This is a genomic window from Kushneria avicenniae (assembly GCF_900112585.1).
Classification (GTDB): domain Bacteria; phylum Pseudomonadota; class Gammaproteobacteria; order Pseudomonadales; family Halomonadaceae; genus Kushneria; species Kushneria avicenniae.
In genome coordinates this window covers 97,612-112,451 of the sequence record NZ_FOLY01000002.1, presented here as the reverse complement: position 1 = coordinate 112,451, position 14,840 = coordinate 97,612, and the positions used below count along the sequence as shown (strand labels likewise).

General features: G+C 62.3%; 13 protein-coding genes. 6 read left to right on the top strand and 7 right to left on the bottom strand.

Annotation, left to right across the window (positions count from 1 at the left end; genetic code table 11):
• The first annotated feature begins 104 nt into the window (after positions 1–104).
• The 6 genes from yaaA (at position 105) to BM079_RS03820 (ending at position 8,921) form a co-directional block, all read left to right on the top strand.
• Positions 105–887, top strand: coding sequence for a peroxide stress protein YaaA (gene yaaA, locus BM079_RS03845; RefSeq protein WP_090131016.1), 783 nt, complete (start codon positions 105–107; stop codon positions 885–887).
• A gap of 51 nt (positions 888–938) precedes the next feature.
• Positions 939–1,796, top strand: coding sequence for a Tim44 domain-containing protein (locus tag BM079_RS03840; protein WP_175489593.1), 858 nt, complete (start codon positions 939–941; stop codon positions 1,794–1,796).
• A gap of 247 nt (positions 1,797–2,043) precedes the next feature.
• Positions 2,044–3,942, top strand: a complete 1,899-nt coding sequence (locus BM079_RS03835; protein ID WP_090131012.1) for a sensor histidine kinase — start codon at positions 2,044–2,046, stop codon at positions 3,940–3,942.
• Positions 3,935–5,341 (top strand): sigma-54-dependent transcriptional regulator, encoded by a 1,407-nt coding sequence (locus BM079_RS03830; RefSeq protein WP_090131010.1) that lies wholly within the window; start codon positions 3,935–3,937, stop codon positions 5,339–5,341. Before BM079_RS03835 ends, BM079_RS03830 begins: the two co-directional genes overlap by 8 nt.
• 327 nt (positions 5,342–5,668) lie before the next feature.
• Complete coding sequence (locus tag BM079_RS03825; RefSeq protein WP_090131008.1) at positions 5,669–6,682, top strand: TAXI family TRAP transporter solute-binding subunit; 1,014 nt, start codon at positions 5,669–5,671, stop codon at positions 6,680–6,682.
• 100 nt (positions 6,683–6,782) lie between these two features.
• A complete protein-coding gene (locus BM079_RS03820) occupies positions 6,783–8,921 on the top strand; it encodes a TRAP transporter permease (RefSeq protein WP_380059413.1) in 2,139 nt (712 codons plus the stop codon).
• Between the two features lie 79 nt (positions 8,922–9,000).
• On the opposite strand, the gene BM079_RS03815 is transcribed toward BM079_RS03820, so the two are convergent.
• From BM079_RS03815 to BM079_RS03780, 7 genes are all read right to left on the bottom strand, one after another.
• The gene (locus tag BM079_RS03815) at positions 9,001–10,206 is read right to left on the bottom strand and encodes a pyridoxal-phosphate-dependent aminotransferase family protein (RefSeq protein WP_090131005.1); all 1,206 of its coding nucleotides are present in this window, start codon (positions 10,204–10,206) and stop codon (positions 9,001–9,003) included.
• 283 nt (positions 10,207–10,489) lie between these two features.
• On the bottom strand, positions 10,490–11,608 hold the full coding sequence (locus BM079_RS03810; RefSeq protein ID WP_090131946.1) for a 5-(carboxyamino)imidazole ribonucleotide synthase: 1,119 nt from the start codon (positions 11,606–11,608) through the stop codon (positions 10,490–10,492).
• A gap of 67 nt (positions 11,609–11,675) precedes the next feature.
• On the bottom strand, positions 11,676–12,167 hold the full coding sequence (purE, locus tag BM079_RS03805; protein WP_090131003.1) for a 5-(carboxyamino)imidazole ribonucleotide mutase: 492 nt from the start codon (positions 12,165–12,167) through the stop codon (positions 11,676–11,678).
• 166 nt (positions 12,168–12,333) lie between these two features.
• Positions 12,334–12,987: a glutathione S-transferase family protein gene (locus BM079_RS03800; protein ID WP_090131001.1), complete on the bottom strand. Its 654-nt coding sequence runs from the start codon at positions 12,985–12,987 to the stop codon at positions 12,334–12,336.
• A gap of 69 nt (positions 12,988–13,056) precedes the next feature.
• The gene (locus BM079_RS03795; RefSeq protein ID WP_090131000.1) at positions 13,057–13,314 is read right to left on the bottom strand and encodes a DUF3253 domain-containing protein; all 258 of its coding nucleotides are present in this window, start codon (positions 13,312–13,314) and stop codon (positions 13,057–13,059) included.
• Positions 13,311–13,724 (bottom strand): VOC family protein, encoded by a 414-nt coding sequence (locus BM079_RS03790; protein ID WP_090130999.1) that lies wholly within the window; start codon positions 13,722–13,724, stop codon positions 13,311–13,313. Before BM079_RS03790 ends, BM079_RS03795 begins: the two co-directional genes overlap by 4 nt.
• A gap of 231 nt (positions 13,725–13,955) precedes the next feature.
• Complete coding sequence (locus tag BM079_RS03780; RefSeq protein WP_090130997.1) at positions 13,956–14,666, bottom strand: extensin-like domain-containing protein; 711 nt, start codon at positions 14,664–14,666, stop codon at positions 13,956–13,958.
• Between the last annotated feature and the right edge of the window lie 174 nt (positions 14,667–14,840).

Genomic DNA, 14,840 nt, shown 5'->3' with positions numbered 1-14,840 from the left:
GCGCAGCATCAGGCGCACGCCTCTCCGGCCCGGTCCTGACTTAACGCAGTCTGAGGCCGTCACCGGAGGGGTTCTAATCGTGACAACATGAGCGGAGAATCTGCATGCTGAGCGTGCTGTCCCCAGCCAAGACGCTGGATTTTGAAACGCCTCCCCATACAGCGACGGCCACGCAGCCGGATTACCTGGACCGCAGCCGCGAGCTGATCGACATTCTGCGTGACTATTCGCCGCAGTCGCTGTCACAGCTGATGGGGATCAGTGACAAGCTGGCCGGTCTCAATGTGGCCCGCTTCGAGCAGTGGCAGACACCGTTTGATACGAGTAACGCCAAGCAGGCGATCCTGGCCTTTCAGGGCGATGTCTATACCGGGCTCAAGGCTGAACACTGGCCCGAGGAGGACCTTGAATGGGCACAGTCGCATCTGCGCATTCTTTCGGGTCTGTACGGTATGCTCCGGCCGCTGGATCTGATGCAGCCCTACCGGCTGGAGATGGGCACGAAGCTCGAGAATTCAGCGGGTCGTGATCTTTATGCCTTCTGGTGTGAGCGTCTGACCCGCGATCTGGATCAGGCAGTCAGCGACAGCGGCGGCGACCGGGTGCTGATCAATCTGGCCTCGAATGAATATTTCAGCGCCATTGATCGCAAGCGTCTTGGCAGCGATGTCATCACGCCGGTGTTCAAGGACGCTAAAAACGGGCAGTACAAGGTCATCAGTTTTTACGCCAAGAAGGCGCGCGGCATGATGAGCGCCTGGATGGTGCGCCACCGGCTCGACAAGCGTGACGATCTGAAGGCCTTTGACCTGGGCGGCTATCGATTCAACGCGGAGCTTTCGGATCACAGCAACTGGGTATTTACCCGCGACACGCAGTCGCCGTAACGAGGGTCGACTGACCACTACTCAATGATGCATTTATCGGGAGGATCTCTCATGCGTCATCTACTGATCACGCTGCTCATCGGTCTGATGAGCTTTGGCCTGGCCGTCGAGCATGCCGACGCCAAGCGCTTTGGCGGCGGCAAGAGCTTTGGCAGCTACTCACGCTCGGCAAGCCCCAGCAGCAGCCAGGCCACCACACCGCCGCGTCAGGCCCAGCAGGGCACGCGCGCCGCCGGTGGTGGCATGTCACGCTTCATGGGTCCGCTGGCAGGCATCATGGCCGGCGGCCTGATCGCCTCACTGCTCTTCGGAGGCGCTTTCGACGGTATCCGCTTCATGGATATCCTGCTGATCGCGCTTCTGGGCTTCATTGCCTGGAAGGTACTGGCGGCGCGGCGTCGAGCGTCCAATACCGGCGCGCATGATGTTCACCATGATCAGCGCCAGCAGCATCACCAGCAGCGCCAGACCCATGATTTCGGGCCTGCGTCAGGCGCCGCCGCACCGGGTGCCGGTGCCGCAGGCGCTGCCATGGGCAGCGAGCCGTCCTGGTTCAACCGCGAGCAGTTCCTGTCCGGGGCCAAGGAGCACTTCATGAACCTGCAGCGCGCCTGGGACAACAACGACTTTGAAAAGATTCAGGAGTTCGTTACGCCCGAGCTTTACAACCTGCTGCGCAAGGAGCGCGCCGAGCAGAGCGCCAATAACCAGACCGAAGTGGTACGTCTGTTTGCCGAGCTGGGCGATGTGCGTGAATACGGCCAGCAGGCCGAGGCCACGGTGCTCTTTCACGGCATCATGAAGGAAGACGGTCAGGACAACGAGTTCAACGAAACCTGGCACCTGACCCGTGAAGTCCGCGACCAGTCCCCCTGGTATATTCAGGGCATCGAACAGAACAACGTCTGATCTACCTGGCCGTCGCCCTCATCCGGGGTGGCGGCCTTTCCCTTCCCGCCATCGAACCATCATGGGTAGCCTGGCCTGGGTCGTCCGGGCATCACGCCTTCTTCGACCTGCGCTCCTGCATCGACCATTCGATACTGTGCACCCCTGTCTGATCCGCGTAACGTGATGTTTTGACAAGACGCCATCGGAGAGCGCATGTGCCACTCGAAAGCCGTTGACCCTGGCGTGGCACAGCGCCAGCCATCCAATGACAGGTGACACACGTCAACGAAAGATCAGAATCCGCCGCACGCTGATTGTGGCAGCCTTTGGCATCGCGCTGGTGCTGTTCATGTGGCAGGGCGCACGGCTGGCCCGTGAACAGGCTCTGACGGAGTTGCGTCACGCCGCCGGTAACGCCCTGCAGCTGTCTCGCGCCAATCTGATCGGCTATCTCACTCGTCACGACTATCTGCCTCACCTGCTCGCCACCCGCGAGAGCGTGCGCCGCTTTCTTGCCCGGGATGAAAGGACGCGCGACACCCTGACGCTCAATCAGTTGCTGGATCGCTCACGCGCCTACGCCGATGTGTCAGACATCTATCTGCTTGATCGTGATGGCACCACCATTGCCGCCAGCAACTGGCAGCGCACCGACAGTTTCATGGGCCAGAATTACGCCTTTCGCGGCTATTACCGTCAGGCCATCAATGGCCGCAGCGGCCGTTTCCACGCCCTTGGCACGCAATCGGGCGCCCGTGGATACTACTTTTCGGCGCCGGTTCGGGCCATTGGTCATGCATCAAACACGCCCCCCGATGGGGTGATGGTGGTCAAGGTAGGGCTCGACGAGATCGAGCGTGAATGGCAAAGCCTTGACGCCACACTGCTTGTGGCCGATATCAACGGCATCATCTTCATGTCCAGTGATCCTGCCCTGCGCCTGACCGCCTTTCAGCCACTATCAAAAAGCGCCCGCAAGGGGCTTTTATCGACCCGACGCTACACGGATGAGCCTCTACCCGAATCCGGGCTCAGGGTGCTTGAAACCCTGCCTGATGGCGCACGACATGTACGTCTTGGCGATCAGGACTATCTGAACCTTTCCCAGCCACTGGCACGATTCAACTGGAGCCTGCATATTCTGCAACCGATGCGCCCGATCGTCAGGGCGCAATGGCTGGGCGCACTGGCAGCCGGCGGCAGCTGGATGCTGATCGCGCTGGGAAGCGCCATCGGCTGGCAGCGTTATCGATTACGCCGTGAGCGCGAACGCTTTGCCGAACGGGAGCGCCAGACCCTGGCGCACGCTCGCGATGAGCTGGAGCGCCACGTGGACGCCCGTACCCGCGAACTGGTCGCCTCCAATCACCATCTTTCGCAGGAGATCGAAGAACGAAAGCGCGCCGAGCAGACCCTGCGCCAGACCCGCGACGAGCTGGTACAGGCCGCCCGACTGGCCGTACTGGGACAGCTGGCCGCCAGCATCAACCATGAGCTCAACCAGCCTCTTGGCGCCATTCGCGCCTATGCTGACAACGCCCGTATATTGCTGGCACGCCAACGCGTCGATGATGCCGACACCAATCTGGCACAGATTTCCGAACTGGTTGAACGCATGGCCGCCATCAGCGCCCAGCTGCGTCAGTTTTCACGCAAGGGCGGCGAAACACTGACCGATGTCTCGGCTCAGGCCTGCTTTGACTATGCGCTACGGCTCTTTCACGCTCGCCTGGAAGCGTCGGAGATCCGTATTGTCTCGCAGATGAGCGAGCCAGCCTGCTGGGTACGTGCCGACCCGGTACGTCTTGAACAGGTGCTGGTCAATCTGATCGGCAACGCCCAGCAGGCGATGAGTGACAGCACCGAGCGTCAGTTGATCCTGACCGTCAAACAACAGGATGAATGGGTCGTTCTAAGCGTGGCCGACAGCGGTCCCGGGCTCAGTGAAGAGGCAATGGATTATCTCTTTGAGCCCTTTTATACCACCCGAGCTGCCGGCAAGGGACTGGGGCTGGGGCTGTCGATCTCACAGCGCATCATCAGCGACCTTGGCGGTCGCCTTGAAGCCTGCAACCGCCCCGAAGGTGGCGCACTGTTCATGATCCATCTGCCCGCCGCGACCTCCTCCAACGCACCACTACCAGAGGGCCCTGCTGATGCCTGATCGTCCAGCCACGCCAGTGATCATCGTCGATGATGAATCCCACATGCGCTTTACGACCGGCCAGACGCTGGAGCTGGCCGGCTATCAGCCGCTGGCCATTGCCAGTGCCGAAAAGGCGCTGGAAGCTCTGGAGCAGGATTTTCCCGGTGTGCTGATCAGTGATATTCGCATGCCGGGCATGGACGGCATGGCGCTGCTGCGCGAGGTGCACGCCCGCGACCCGGAGTTACCGGTCATTCTGATCACCGGCCATGGCGATGTCTCCACCGCGGTGACGGCGATGCGCGAAGGCGCCTGGGACTTCGTCGAGAAACCCTTCGCCGGCGATGAGCTGGTGGAAGTGGTACGCCGCGCCGCCGAGACCCGCCGGCTGGCGCTGGAGAACCGCCACCTGCGCGCCGAGCTGGAGGCGCAGCAGTCGGCGCCCGGGCCGCGGCTGGTGGGGCGCACTGCGGCGATTGCGCAGCTGGCCACCATGGTGTCACGCGTCAGTCAGGTCGAGGCAGATGTCCTGCTGTTTGGCGAAACCGGCGTGGGGAAGGACCTTGTCGCCCGTGCCATTCATGAGCGCAGCCGGCGCAGCGGCGCGCCTTTCGTCGCTATCAACTGTGGCGCGGTACCCGAAAGCATTATCGAATCGGAGCTGTTCGGGCACGAAAAGGGCGCCTTCACCGGCGCGGTAGAGCGACGCATCGGCAAGTTTGAACATGCCCAGGGGGGCACCGTCTTTCTCGACGAAATCGAGTCGATGCCGCTGACTCTGCAGGTCCGGCTGCTGCGGGTCCTGCAGGAGCGTGCCATCGAGCGGCTCGGTTCCAACAGCGCCATCGACCTGGATATCCGCGTGATCGCCGCCACCAAGGTCGATCTGAAGGCCGCCGCCGAGGCGGGCCGCTTTCGCGAGGACCTCTACTATCGGCTCAACGTGGTCACCCTGCTGATTCCATCGCTGCGCGAGCGGCGTGAAGACATCCCGCTGCTTTTCCAGCACTTTGCGGTGGTCGCGGCGACCCGCAGCAGTCTTGAGGTACCGCCGCTCGACAGCGCCGGGGTCTCGGTGCTGCTGGCCCACGACTGGCCGGGTAACGTGCGTGAACTGCGCAACCTTGCCGAGCGCTATGTGCTGATCGGCAGTGCCCACGATTATCGTCTGGATCTTCTGCTCGATGGTAGCGGAGCAGATAGCGGCGAGCTTTCGCTGGCTCGTCAGGTCGAGATGTTCGAAAAAAGCCTGATCGATCAGGCGCTGGCCCGCTGCCACGGTCGCATCAGTGAGGCCTGTCAGCACCTTGATGTGCCAAGAAAGACCCTCTATGACAAGCTGAAAAAGCACGGCCTGCGCGCCGAGTCGTATCGCCGTGAAGACGGCGGTGACAAGGCTCAGCCGCTGAACGCCTGAAAGCAGCTCTGTCTCCGCTTTGAGACGGCCTTCACCGTTATACTTTAGCCTCGAACGACACCCATCCCACGGCGCTGTCGTCGCTCTCCCTTTCCTGATCACACCATTGTGCGGATTTCCACACATCGTTTATGCGCGAAAGTGCGGATATCCGCCATTATCCTGCTCCCTTCCACGCGACCAAAGTTGCAAACAGGATTTATAACCTGCTGACATGGTTAAAAAAAACGGCACATGGCGCATGACTTGCCCCTCCTGAGGCGTGATGCACACCGACGCCCTGGTCGGTGTCCTTCAAAAAAGTCCAATCATAACGGGAGCTCCATCATGCCAACTCTGTCACGCAATACTCTTGCCCTGACTGTCGCGGCCTCCGTGACTACTGCGATATCGCTGACCACCGTCGGCGCAGCCCAGGCCAGCGACAGCGTGGATCGCAGCGACTGGCCAGACAGCATCACCGTCGCCACTGCCAGCCAGGGCGGTACCTACTACGTTTATGGTTCCGGCTGGGCCAATCTGATCGCCGATGAACTGGGCGTTTCCGGTGGGGGCGAGATCACCGGCGGCCCGACCCAGAACATGGCGCTGGTTCATAGCGGTGACGTGGCACTGGGGCTGACCACCATGGGCCCCGCCGCTCAGGCGCTCAACGGCGAGAGTCCGCTGGCACCGGGCATGAAGATGGACAACGTCTGTGCGCTGTTCCCCATGTATGAAACGCCTTTCTCGATCGCCGCCCTTTCCAGCAGTGGTATCGACAGCATCGACGAAATTCCTGACGGCGCGCGCATCGGCTTCGGCCCGGCAGCATCGACCTCCGACACCTACTTTCCGGCGATCCTCTCCGAACTGGGTGTCGATTATGAACGTCGCAACGGCGGCTGGTCCGATCTCGGCAGCCAGCTGCAGGATGGTCTGATCGACGTGGTCGCCTTTGCGGCCGGCATCCCCATCCCGGCGGTCAGTCAGCTGGAAGTACAGACCGGTGTCAATTTCATCGAGTTCTCCGACGCACAACAGGAAAAAATCGTCGACGACTTCCCTGTCGCGCCGTTCACCATTCCGGCCAGCACCTACAGCACCCTCGATCACGACCTGCAGGCGGTGTCGATGTGGAACTTCACCATTGCCAACTGCGATCTGCCGGAAGAGTTCGTCTACCAGATCGTCAAGGTGAGCATGGAGAACAACGACCGCATGCGCGATATCCACCGCAGCGCCGCCAACAGCGTGCCGGAGAACCTTGAGTACAACACCGTGCTGCCCTATCACCCGGGTGCCGTGCGCTGGTACGAGGAGAACGGCCATGAGATCGATCCGTCGCTGATCCGTCAGTAACACGCGTCGCCGCTCCGGTGCGGGGCGGCGCCGTTTTTCGACTCATTCGAGGTAACACACCATGTCCAACCCACATAAAGATCAGAAGCCGGAAGATGACATGATCATCGCCGATGGGGTCGACAACGACGTCGTCGAGCCGGGGCGCCGTGTCTTCTCCGGCTGGCTGTGGTGGCTGTTCGCCGCCATGGCCGTGGCCTATACCAGCTTTCATCTGATCTCGCTCAACGTCTATCCGATCGAGACCTGGACGTTTCGTATCCTGCACGTCTGCGGCGCGCTGATTCTCGGCTTTGGCCTCTATACCGGGGCGCGCTTTGCCGAAGACGGCCAGAAGGCCTCGCCGCGCTGGCTCGATGGCCTCGCCGGCCTGCTGCTGCTGTCCGCACTCTACGCGCTGGTGCAGGTCGTGCTGATGCGCCAGAGCATGGCCGGCGGCGCCATGCGCATCGACCCGGCGGTCGAGACCTGGCACTTCGGTGCGCCGCTGATCGCCGCCACGGCGGGCGCTATCGTGCTCTCCTGGCTGATTCGCCGTCCGCGTGGCAGCCTGCCGATCACCGAGCTGGTGCTGATGGTGTGCGCCGCCGCCGCCTCCAGCTATCTGCTGCTGATGTTCAACTCGCCGCTGCGCGCCTCGACCGGCACTGCCTTCGCCCCCATCGGCATCAGCTGGGCGGCGATCGCCGGCTCACTGCTGATTCTGGAGCTGACCCGACGCGTGGCCGGCATGGCGCTGGTGGCCATCGCCGCCATCTTTATCGCCTATGTCTTCGCCGGCCCTGCCCTGCCGGGCTTTCTGGGCTATCCGGGGCTGTCGCTCAACCGCTTCTTCAGTCAGGTCTACACCGACGCCGGCGTACTGGGGCCCACCACTGCGGTCTCCTCGACCTACATCATTTTGTTCATTATCTTCGCCGCCTTCCTGCAGGCCTCGAAGGTAGGCGACTACTTCGTCAATTTCGCTTTCGCTGCCGCCGGTCGCGCGCGTGGCGGCCCAGCCAAGGTATCGATCTTCGCCTCCGGCCTGATGGGCATGATCAACGGCACCAGCGCCGGTAACGTGGTCTCCACCGGTTCGCTGACCATTCCGCTGATGAAAAAGGTCGGCTATCCCGGCCGCAGCGCCGGCGCCATCGAGGCCGCCGCCTCTACCGGCGGGCAGATCATGCCGCCGATCATGGGCGCGGGCGCTTTCATCATGGCCGAGATCACCGGTATCCCCTACACCGAAATCGCCATCGCGGCGGTGATTCCGGCCATTCTCTACTTCGCCTCGGTCTACTTCATGGTCGACTTCGAGGCCGCGCGCAAGGGCATGCGCGGCATGACCCGCGACGAGATCCCGAAGTTCTCCAAACTGGCACGCCACGCCTATCTGTTCGCGCCCATCATCATCCTGGTGGCAGCGCTGTTCATGGGCTATTCGGTGATCCGCGCCGGCACCCTGGCGACCGCTTCGGCGGCCATCGTCAGCTGGATTTCGCCCAACAGGATGGGGCCGGCGGCGATCCTGCGCGCCCTGCAGCTGGGCGGTACGATGTCGATCCAGATCATCGCGGTGTGTGCCTGCGCCGGTCTGATCGTCGGCGTTATCGGCCTCACCGGGGTGGGCGCGCGCTTCTCCTCACTACTGCTGGGACTGGCCGGCGTCAGCCAGCTGCTGGCACTGTTCTTCGCCATGCTGATCAGCATTCTGCTGGGCATGGGCATGCCTACCACCGCCGCCTATGCAGTGGCCGCCTCGGTGGTGGCACCGGGTCTGATCGGTATCGGTATTCAGCCGCTGGTGGCCCACTTTTTCGTGTTCTACTTCGCGGTGGTCTCGGCAATCACGCCGCCGGTGGCGCTGGCCTCCTACGCCGCGGCGGGCATCTCCGGCGACAACGCCATGGGCACCTCGGTGGCCTCGTTCAAGATCGGTCTGGCGGCCTTCATCGTGCCTTTCATGTTCTTCTACAGCCCGGCCATGCTGATGGAGGGGAGTTGGCTGCAGATCGCCCGCGTCGGCATCACCGCCATCATGGGCATCGTGCTGCTGTCGGCCACCGTGCAGGCGTGGTTCTTCGGCCCGGTAAAGGTGTGGCAGCGGGTGGTGATGTTCTTCGGTGCGCTGTGCATGATCTACGGCGGTATCTATACCGACCTGGCCGGTATCGCCATCGCGGCCGGGCTGGTCGTCATGCAGCGCCGCGGTCCCCACAACGACAATCCGCCGACAATGGCGACCGCTTCCTGAAGCGAAGAGATATGCCGGCAACGAAAGGGGCCCCGCACTGCGGGGCCCCTTTCATTACCTTTTTCATTATTTCGAGCGCTCAGGCAAATACCGGTTTGTAGTCGGCAAGCGCCAGCTCCAGCGCCGCCACACCGGCCGACACGTCAACCTGATGGCCCAGCGAGCGCACGCTGGTGCCCAGAGCGTGAAGCGTGCGGAAAAGGTGATGTGTCCGGCACTGCTCGCCCATCTGACCAATACGCACGATATTGGCCCCGAAGGCCCCGGAAATTTCCACCCCGTGATGGCGGGAGATGTGCTGCATCAGGTCCGTCTGTGCCAGCCCCTCGGGCAAATGAATCCCCACTACCGAATTCAGTCGCGACGGCCCGTCAATGTAGAGCTTCAATCCCAGCCCTTCGATACCGGCCTGTAGCGCTCTGGAACAGCGCAGATGTCGATCAAAGCGCCGGGGCAGAGTTTCCTGACACACCAGCCTCAGTGCCTCATGCAGTGCCAGAATGCCGGACACCGGGGCGGTATAGTGATACGACTTGTTGTACCAGAACTGATGTGCGAGCCTGGCATCCAGACACCAGTGCGTCAGGGAACGTTCGCGCCCCTCGATCACCTGCCAGGCCCGATCGGAAAAGGCGATCAGTGACACCCCGGGAATCGAGCTGAGACCCTTCTGACCGCCGGTAATCACGACATCCACGCCCCAGGCATCCATCTCCAGCGGCATGGTGCTCAATGTACAGACCGCGTCACAGACCACCAGACAATCAGCCTCGGCGGCGGCCCGGCAGATCGCCGGCAGCGCATGATTGAACACGGTGCTGGAGGTCTCCCCCTGCACGATGGTCAGCACGCGCGGACGGTGTGCGCGAATCGCTTCGGCAACGGCGGTTTCATCGGCAGCGCTGGCCACGCCCGCATCCATCTCCATGACGTCGCCACCGGCCCGACGGGCCATCTCGCCCAGCCGGCTGCTGAAAAAGCCGTTATTGACTGTCAGTACGCGGGTGCCGGGGTCGACCAGATTGATGACCGCCATTTCCATCGCCGCCGAACCGGGCCCTGCCACGCCCAGAATATGGCGCGATTCGGTCTGAAAAACATAGCGCGACATCGCTTTCATCTGCTCGATGATACGCGCCATGGTGTCGCCCAGATGGTTGATGACGATACCGTTGGCCGCCGCGACCCGGGCCGGAATGGGCACAGGGCCCGCGCCCATCATGAGCAGCGGCTCTTCGGGCAGAATGCTTTCCAGGGGTTCGATATCAGGCACGGTATAGGGCATCACCCTCTCCTTGAGATGAGGCTGGGCAGATTGAGGCGCCATGCAGTGGTGACGCCGTCAGGAACCTTTCAGTATGCCCATGGCCCTGAAACGCCGACAAGCGAAAGATCACCATGCTCTGATCAAGTGACTGCCTGATATGTGGGCGAATATCACAGGCGATGACGCATGAGGGAGAGAAAAGGAAGGAGAGCAAAGCGGGGAGTTGACGGGTCACGGGCGCGCTGCAGGAGGTGAAGGCTCCGGCAGCACGCCCGGAAAGGGCGTTTCGAGAGACAAAACGTCAGACGTTGTCCCAGTGCATGGTATTGTCAAACGCCCCCGGCAGCAGCGCAGTCACGGCGCGTACGCGCTGCAAAAGCGTTGAATAGTCATCGGCCACCACGTTGATGTGGGCCAGCTTGCGCCCGGCTCGCGGCGACTTGCCATAGCGATGCAGATGCACGCCGTCGAGTGCCAGCAGCGCGGCGCTGTCACCCTCTTCACCGATGACATTGACCATGCAGGTCAGCCCGCGCGCGCTCGTATCGCCCAGCGGCAACCCGGCGATGGCGCGCAGATGGTTTTCAAACTGGCTGGTGGCCGCGCCGTTCATGGTCCAGTGCCCGGAGTTATGCACCCGGGGCGCCATCTCGTTGGCCAGCAGCCTGCCGTCGCGGGCCTGAAAAAGCTCCAGCGACAGCACGCCCACATAGTCCAGCTCTTCAAGCAGCGCCTGGATATAGCCATCCGCCGTGGCCTGCAGCTCGGCATCGACATCCGGCAGCGGCGCCACCGAGTAACGCAGAATGCCCTCTTCGTGCTGGTTTTCCGTCATCGGATAGGAGCGCACCTCGCCATCGCGTCCGCGCACGGCAATCAGCGACACTTCCCGCACAAAGTCCACGAATGCCTCGACCACCAGTTGATCATGGCCAATGCTCTGCCACGCCTCAACGGCCTGCTCGGGCGCACGCAAAACGGCCTGCCCCTTGCCGTCATAGCCCTCTGTCGTGGACTTGGCCACCACCGGGCAGCCCAGCTCACGCGCGGCCGCCTCAAGCGCCTCGGCGCTCTCGACCAGCCGATACTCGGGCGTCGGGATATTCAACTGCGAGAATAACGCTTTTTCCTTGGCGCGATGCTGGCACACCGCGATGGCGCGGCTTGACGGATAGACCGGGCGCACCTGCTCGATACGCTCCAGAAGTTTGACCGGCAGATGCTCGAATTCATAGGTGACCACATCCGTACGCTCGATGAACGCTTCCAGGGTGGCGTCATCGCTGCCGGTGAGAATCTCACCAATGCCGGCACTGGGCGTGCCAGCAGGATCGAGAAGTGTAAATTGCTGACCCAGCGGCAGGCCCGCCAGCGCCATCATGCGTCCGAGCTGTCCCGCTCCCAGAATGCCGATCTGCATGGCCATCTCTCACTCATCAACAGGGGGTAAAGGAAAGGAATCTGCGCCAGTACTGTTTCTGGAAACTCTATTCTGCGCTGGGGTCAGGATTATCCAGCACACTTTGAGTCTGCTCGGCGCGGAAGTCCTCAACAGCGCGACGCACCTCGGCGTCGTGCGTGCCGATGATCTGGGCCGCCAGCAATCCCGCGTTGGTCGCACCGGCCTTGCCGATCGCCAGCGTGCCTACGGCAATGCCGCCCGGCATCTGGGCAATCGAGAGCAACGAGTCCATGCCCTTGAGCGCCTTTGACTCGACCGGTACGCCCAGCACGGGCAGCGGCGTCTGTGAGGCCACCATGCCGGGCAGGTGCGCGGCGCCGCCGGCGCCGGCAATGATCACCTCAATGCCCCGCTCGGCGGCGGTGCGGGCATATTCGAACATCAGATCCGGCGTGCGGTGTGCCGACACCACCCGCGTCTCATATGCCACGCCCAGACGGCTCAGCATGTTGACGGCATGCTCCATGACCGGCCAGTCGGACTTCGATCCCATGATCACACCCACGCGCGGCTGCATCGGCACTCCCCTTTCAGCAATGAACATTTAGCAAGGACATTCGACAAGCAACAGGTCAGCGCCCGCGGTGGTCATGGCGCTGCGTCAGGTCGGAAAACCGTGCAGGATACCCGCTTGCCTGAAGGGGGGGAAGTCACAAGCGACGCCCGGCGTATCGGCAGCACACTCAGCCCTGGTGTCGAAAGCGCTCGGGGATGGTGCGCTCGAAGCTTTCACGCTGCTGGATGCTGTCCCACCAGCGCTGCACATTGGGAAAATCCATCATGATCGCGCGCCCTTCCGGCGTCATCATCACATAGGCCATGATCGGCGCCAGCAGGAAATCGACATAGGAGACGGGGCCGGCGACCAGCCAGGTGCGCGAGGCCAGCGACTGCTCCAGCAGCGAAAACTGATGACGCACCTTCGGCAGCGCGGCGGCAATCACGGTCTCATCGACCGGACGCTGCAACAGCGGGTTGATCACGCGCTGCCAGGCCAGCTCCATGATCATGGCCTGGTAATAGTAGTTGTTGATCACCGCTGCCCACTGGCGCATGTCGACCCGGTCATCCAGCTGACGTGGCACCAGTGCCGGTGCGGGAAAGTGCCCTTCCAGAAATTCGGCGATGGCGTCGGTTTCGTACAGAATGCGCCCGCCGGTCTCCAGTGCCGGCACCTTGCCAAAGGGATGGCGGCGAAGGTGCTCGGGGGTATGGGTCTCGCCCTTGAGCACATCAACCGAGACCTGATCGTAGGTCACGCCTTTTTCCATGAAGAGCATGCGCACCGTGCGCACGTAGGTGCTGCCGTCAAAGCCGTAAAGAACAAAATCGCTCACGCGGTTACTCCCTGAGTGTCTGCCCTGTCGATCCGATGTTCACCAACGAACACGCGATGCTTGCAGGATTTAACACAACCGTAGACGTATCGGTCCCGAATGCGCCACATCCGGCGACAGCAGACTCCCCCGGGAGAGCATGTCGAGTCGGCCCTGACGTGCAAGATCGGCCGCCACCTGTCGAACATCCGCCATGTGCTCGCGCCAGTGCGACTCGTCAAACAGGGTCCGCGCAGCTTCCGACGGGCAGAAACTCTTGTCACGACCGCGACGATGGGCCAGCGCCATCAGGGTGTCGGCAATGGCGTGCTCACTGACATCGCTCATGTCGCTGTCGGTCCCATCGTGCTGTCATGCACGAAACAGAGCTTGTTGCCTTCGATATCACGACAGTAGGCGGCATAAAAATCCGGCCCGTAGCAGTCGCGCACGCCCGGCGGCCCTTCGCTGACGCCGCCACCGGCCACGACGCGACGAAAGGCGTCGTCAACGCTGTCCCGGCTGGGCGCCATGAAGCTGATCTGAGTGCCATTGCCCCAGGTGGCCGGCAGGCCATTGAAGGGATACTGAATGACGAACAGCGGCCAATGTTGACCCGGATAGTGCCAGATGGCATCGGGTGGGCCGCCGTCATGATCGCTGTCGAGGCGATTCAGTCCGAGCGGCGCCAGCACATGATCGTAAAAGGCCGCCAGACGAGGAAGATCGCGCGCGCCAAGCTGAATATGGGTAAACATGGATTATGTACGCCCTCTGTCGATGGAGGGACGCCTGGTGCACAACGGAGAGTCAAACCTGGGGTGGGCGCGCCAACGGACGGTGCTCATGCGGCAGAACTCCTCGGGGCTGTTGTTGGGGAGTCAGCTTTTGCAGCCAATGCCCTCATACCATAGCCAGCCTTTAAAACGGTGGCACCACCCTTTTTGTGACGATGCGTATGCCCCGCTGTCGTCGCGCGACCTGGCGAGCTAACGACAGAGCCCGTAGCCGCGCATGCCCAGATGGAAGTGATCGCGGTGTGCGGCGTTGTATTCAGGCCCCAGCGAATTGCCGAACACATCACAGCTGCCGTTGAAGGCGCGTCGCAACAGCTCGCCTTTGGCCCCCTCATCACGCCAGTGCCCGGACACCGTCATCCGGGTGCCGTCCTGCAGGCGAAAGCCGGTCACATCAAACGCCTCGGCCGTGGCATGCTCGCTGCGTCGGCCGCTGGCCCGGTTGTAGACGTTGCGACAGGCAAAGCTGCCGACGTGATCCACCCGAGCGACGTCCTGACCCGATATTTCGCGCGCCGCGGGCTGCAGACGCTGTCGCTCAAACACCACCCAGGACAGCGCCAGCGGACAGCTGGCCAGAAAGCTGGCGCTGAAGCGCACCGAGGTCGAGCGCACCCGCACGGCGTCGTGGAGCTGACACGCGCCGATCTCGGGGCTGCCCACTTCCACATAGTCGATGGCCCCCTGTGTGCGCGCTCGGGCCAGCGCAGATAGACAGCGCTGTGGGTCCTGATCCAGTGTCTTGAGCTTGAAACGCGTCACCGCATTGAGCGGATCATCGACATTGAACGGGGCAAAGGGATTGAATTGTGATGGCACGCGCGCGCTGCCCGGCCACTGCTGCCAGAGCCCGACAGCGATCAACCCCGGGATCAACAGCAGGATCAAAAGGACGTCGCGCACATCCCCTCCTGCCGAGCCGGCACACAAAAAAAATCCCGCATGACGAGCATGCGGGAAATAAAGGGGGGTTCCAATGCATCAGGGATGCAAAGCGAAACCGATCCAAGTCTGGCGGCTCGAATCGTTATCAACATTAGCGCATGGTCCGTTAACAGACTAATCATCATTGCGGAT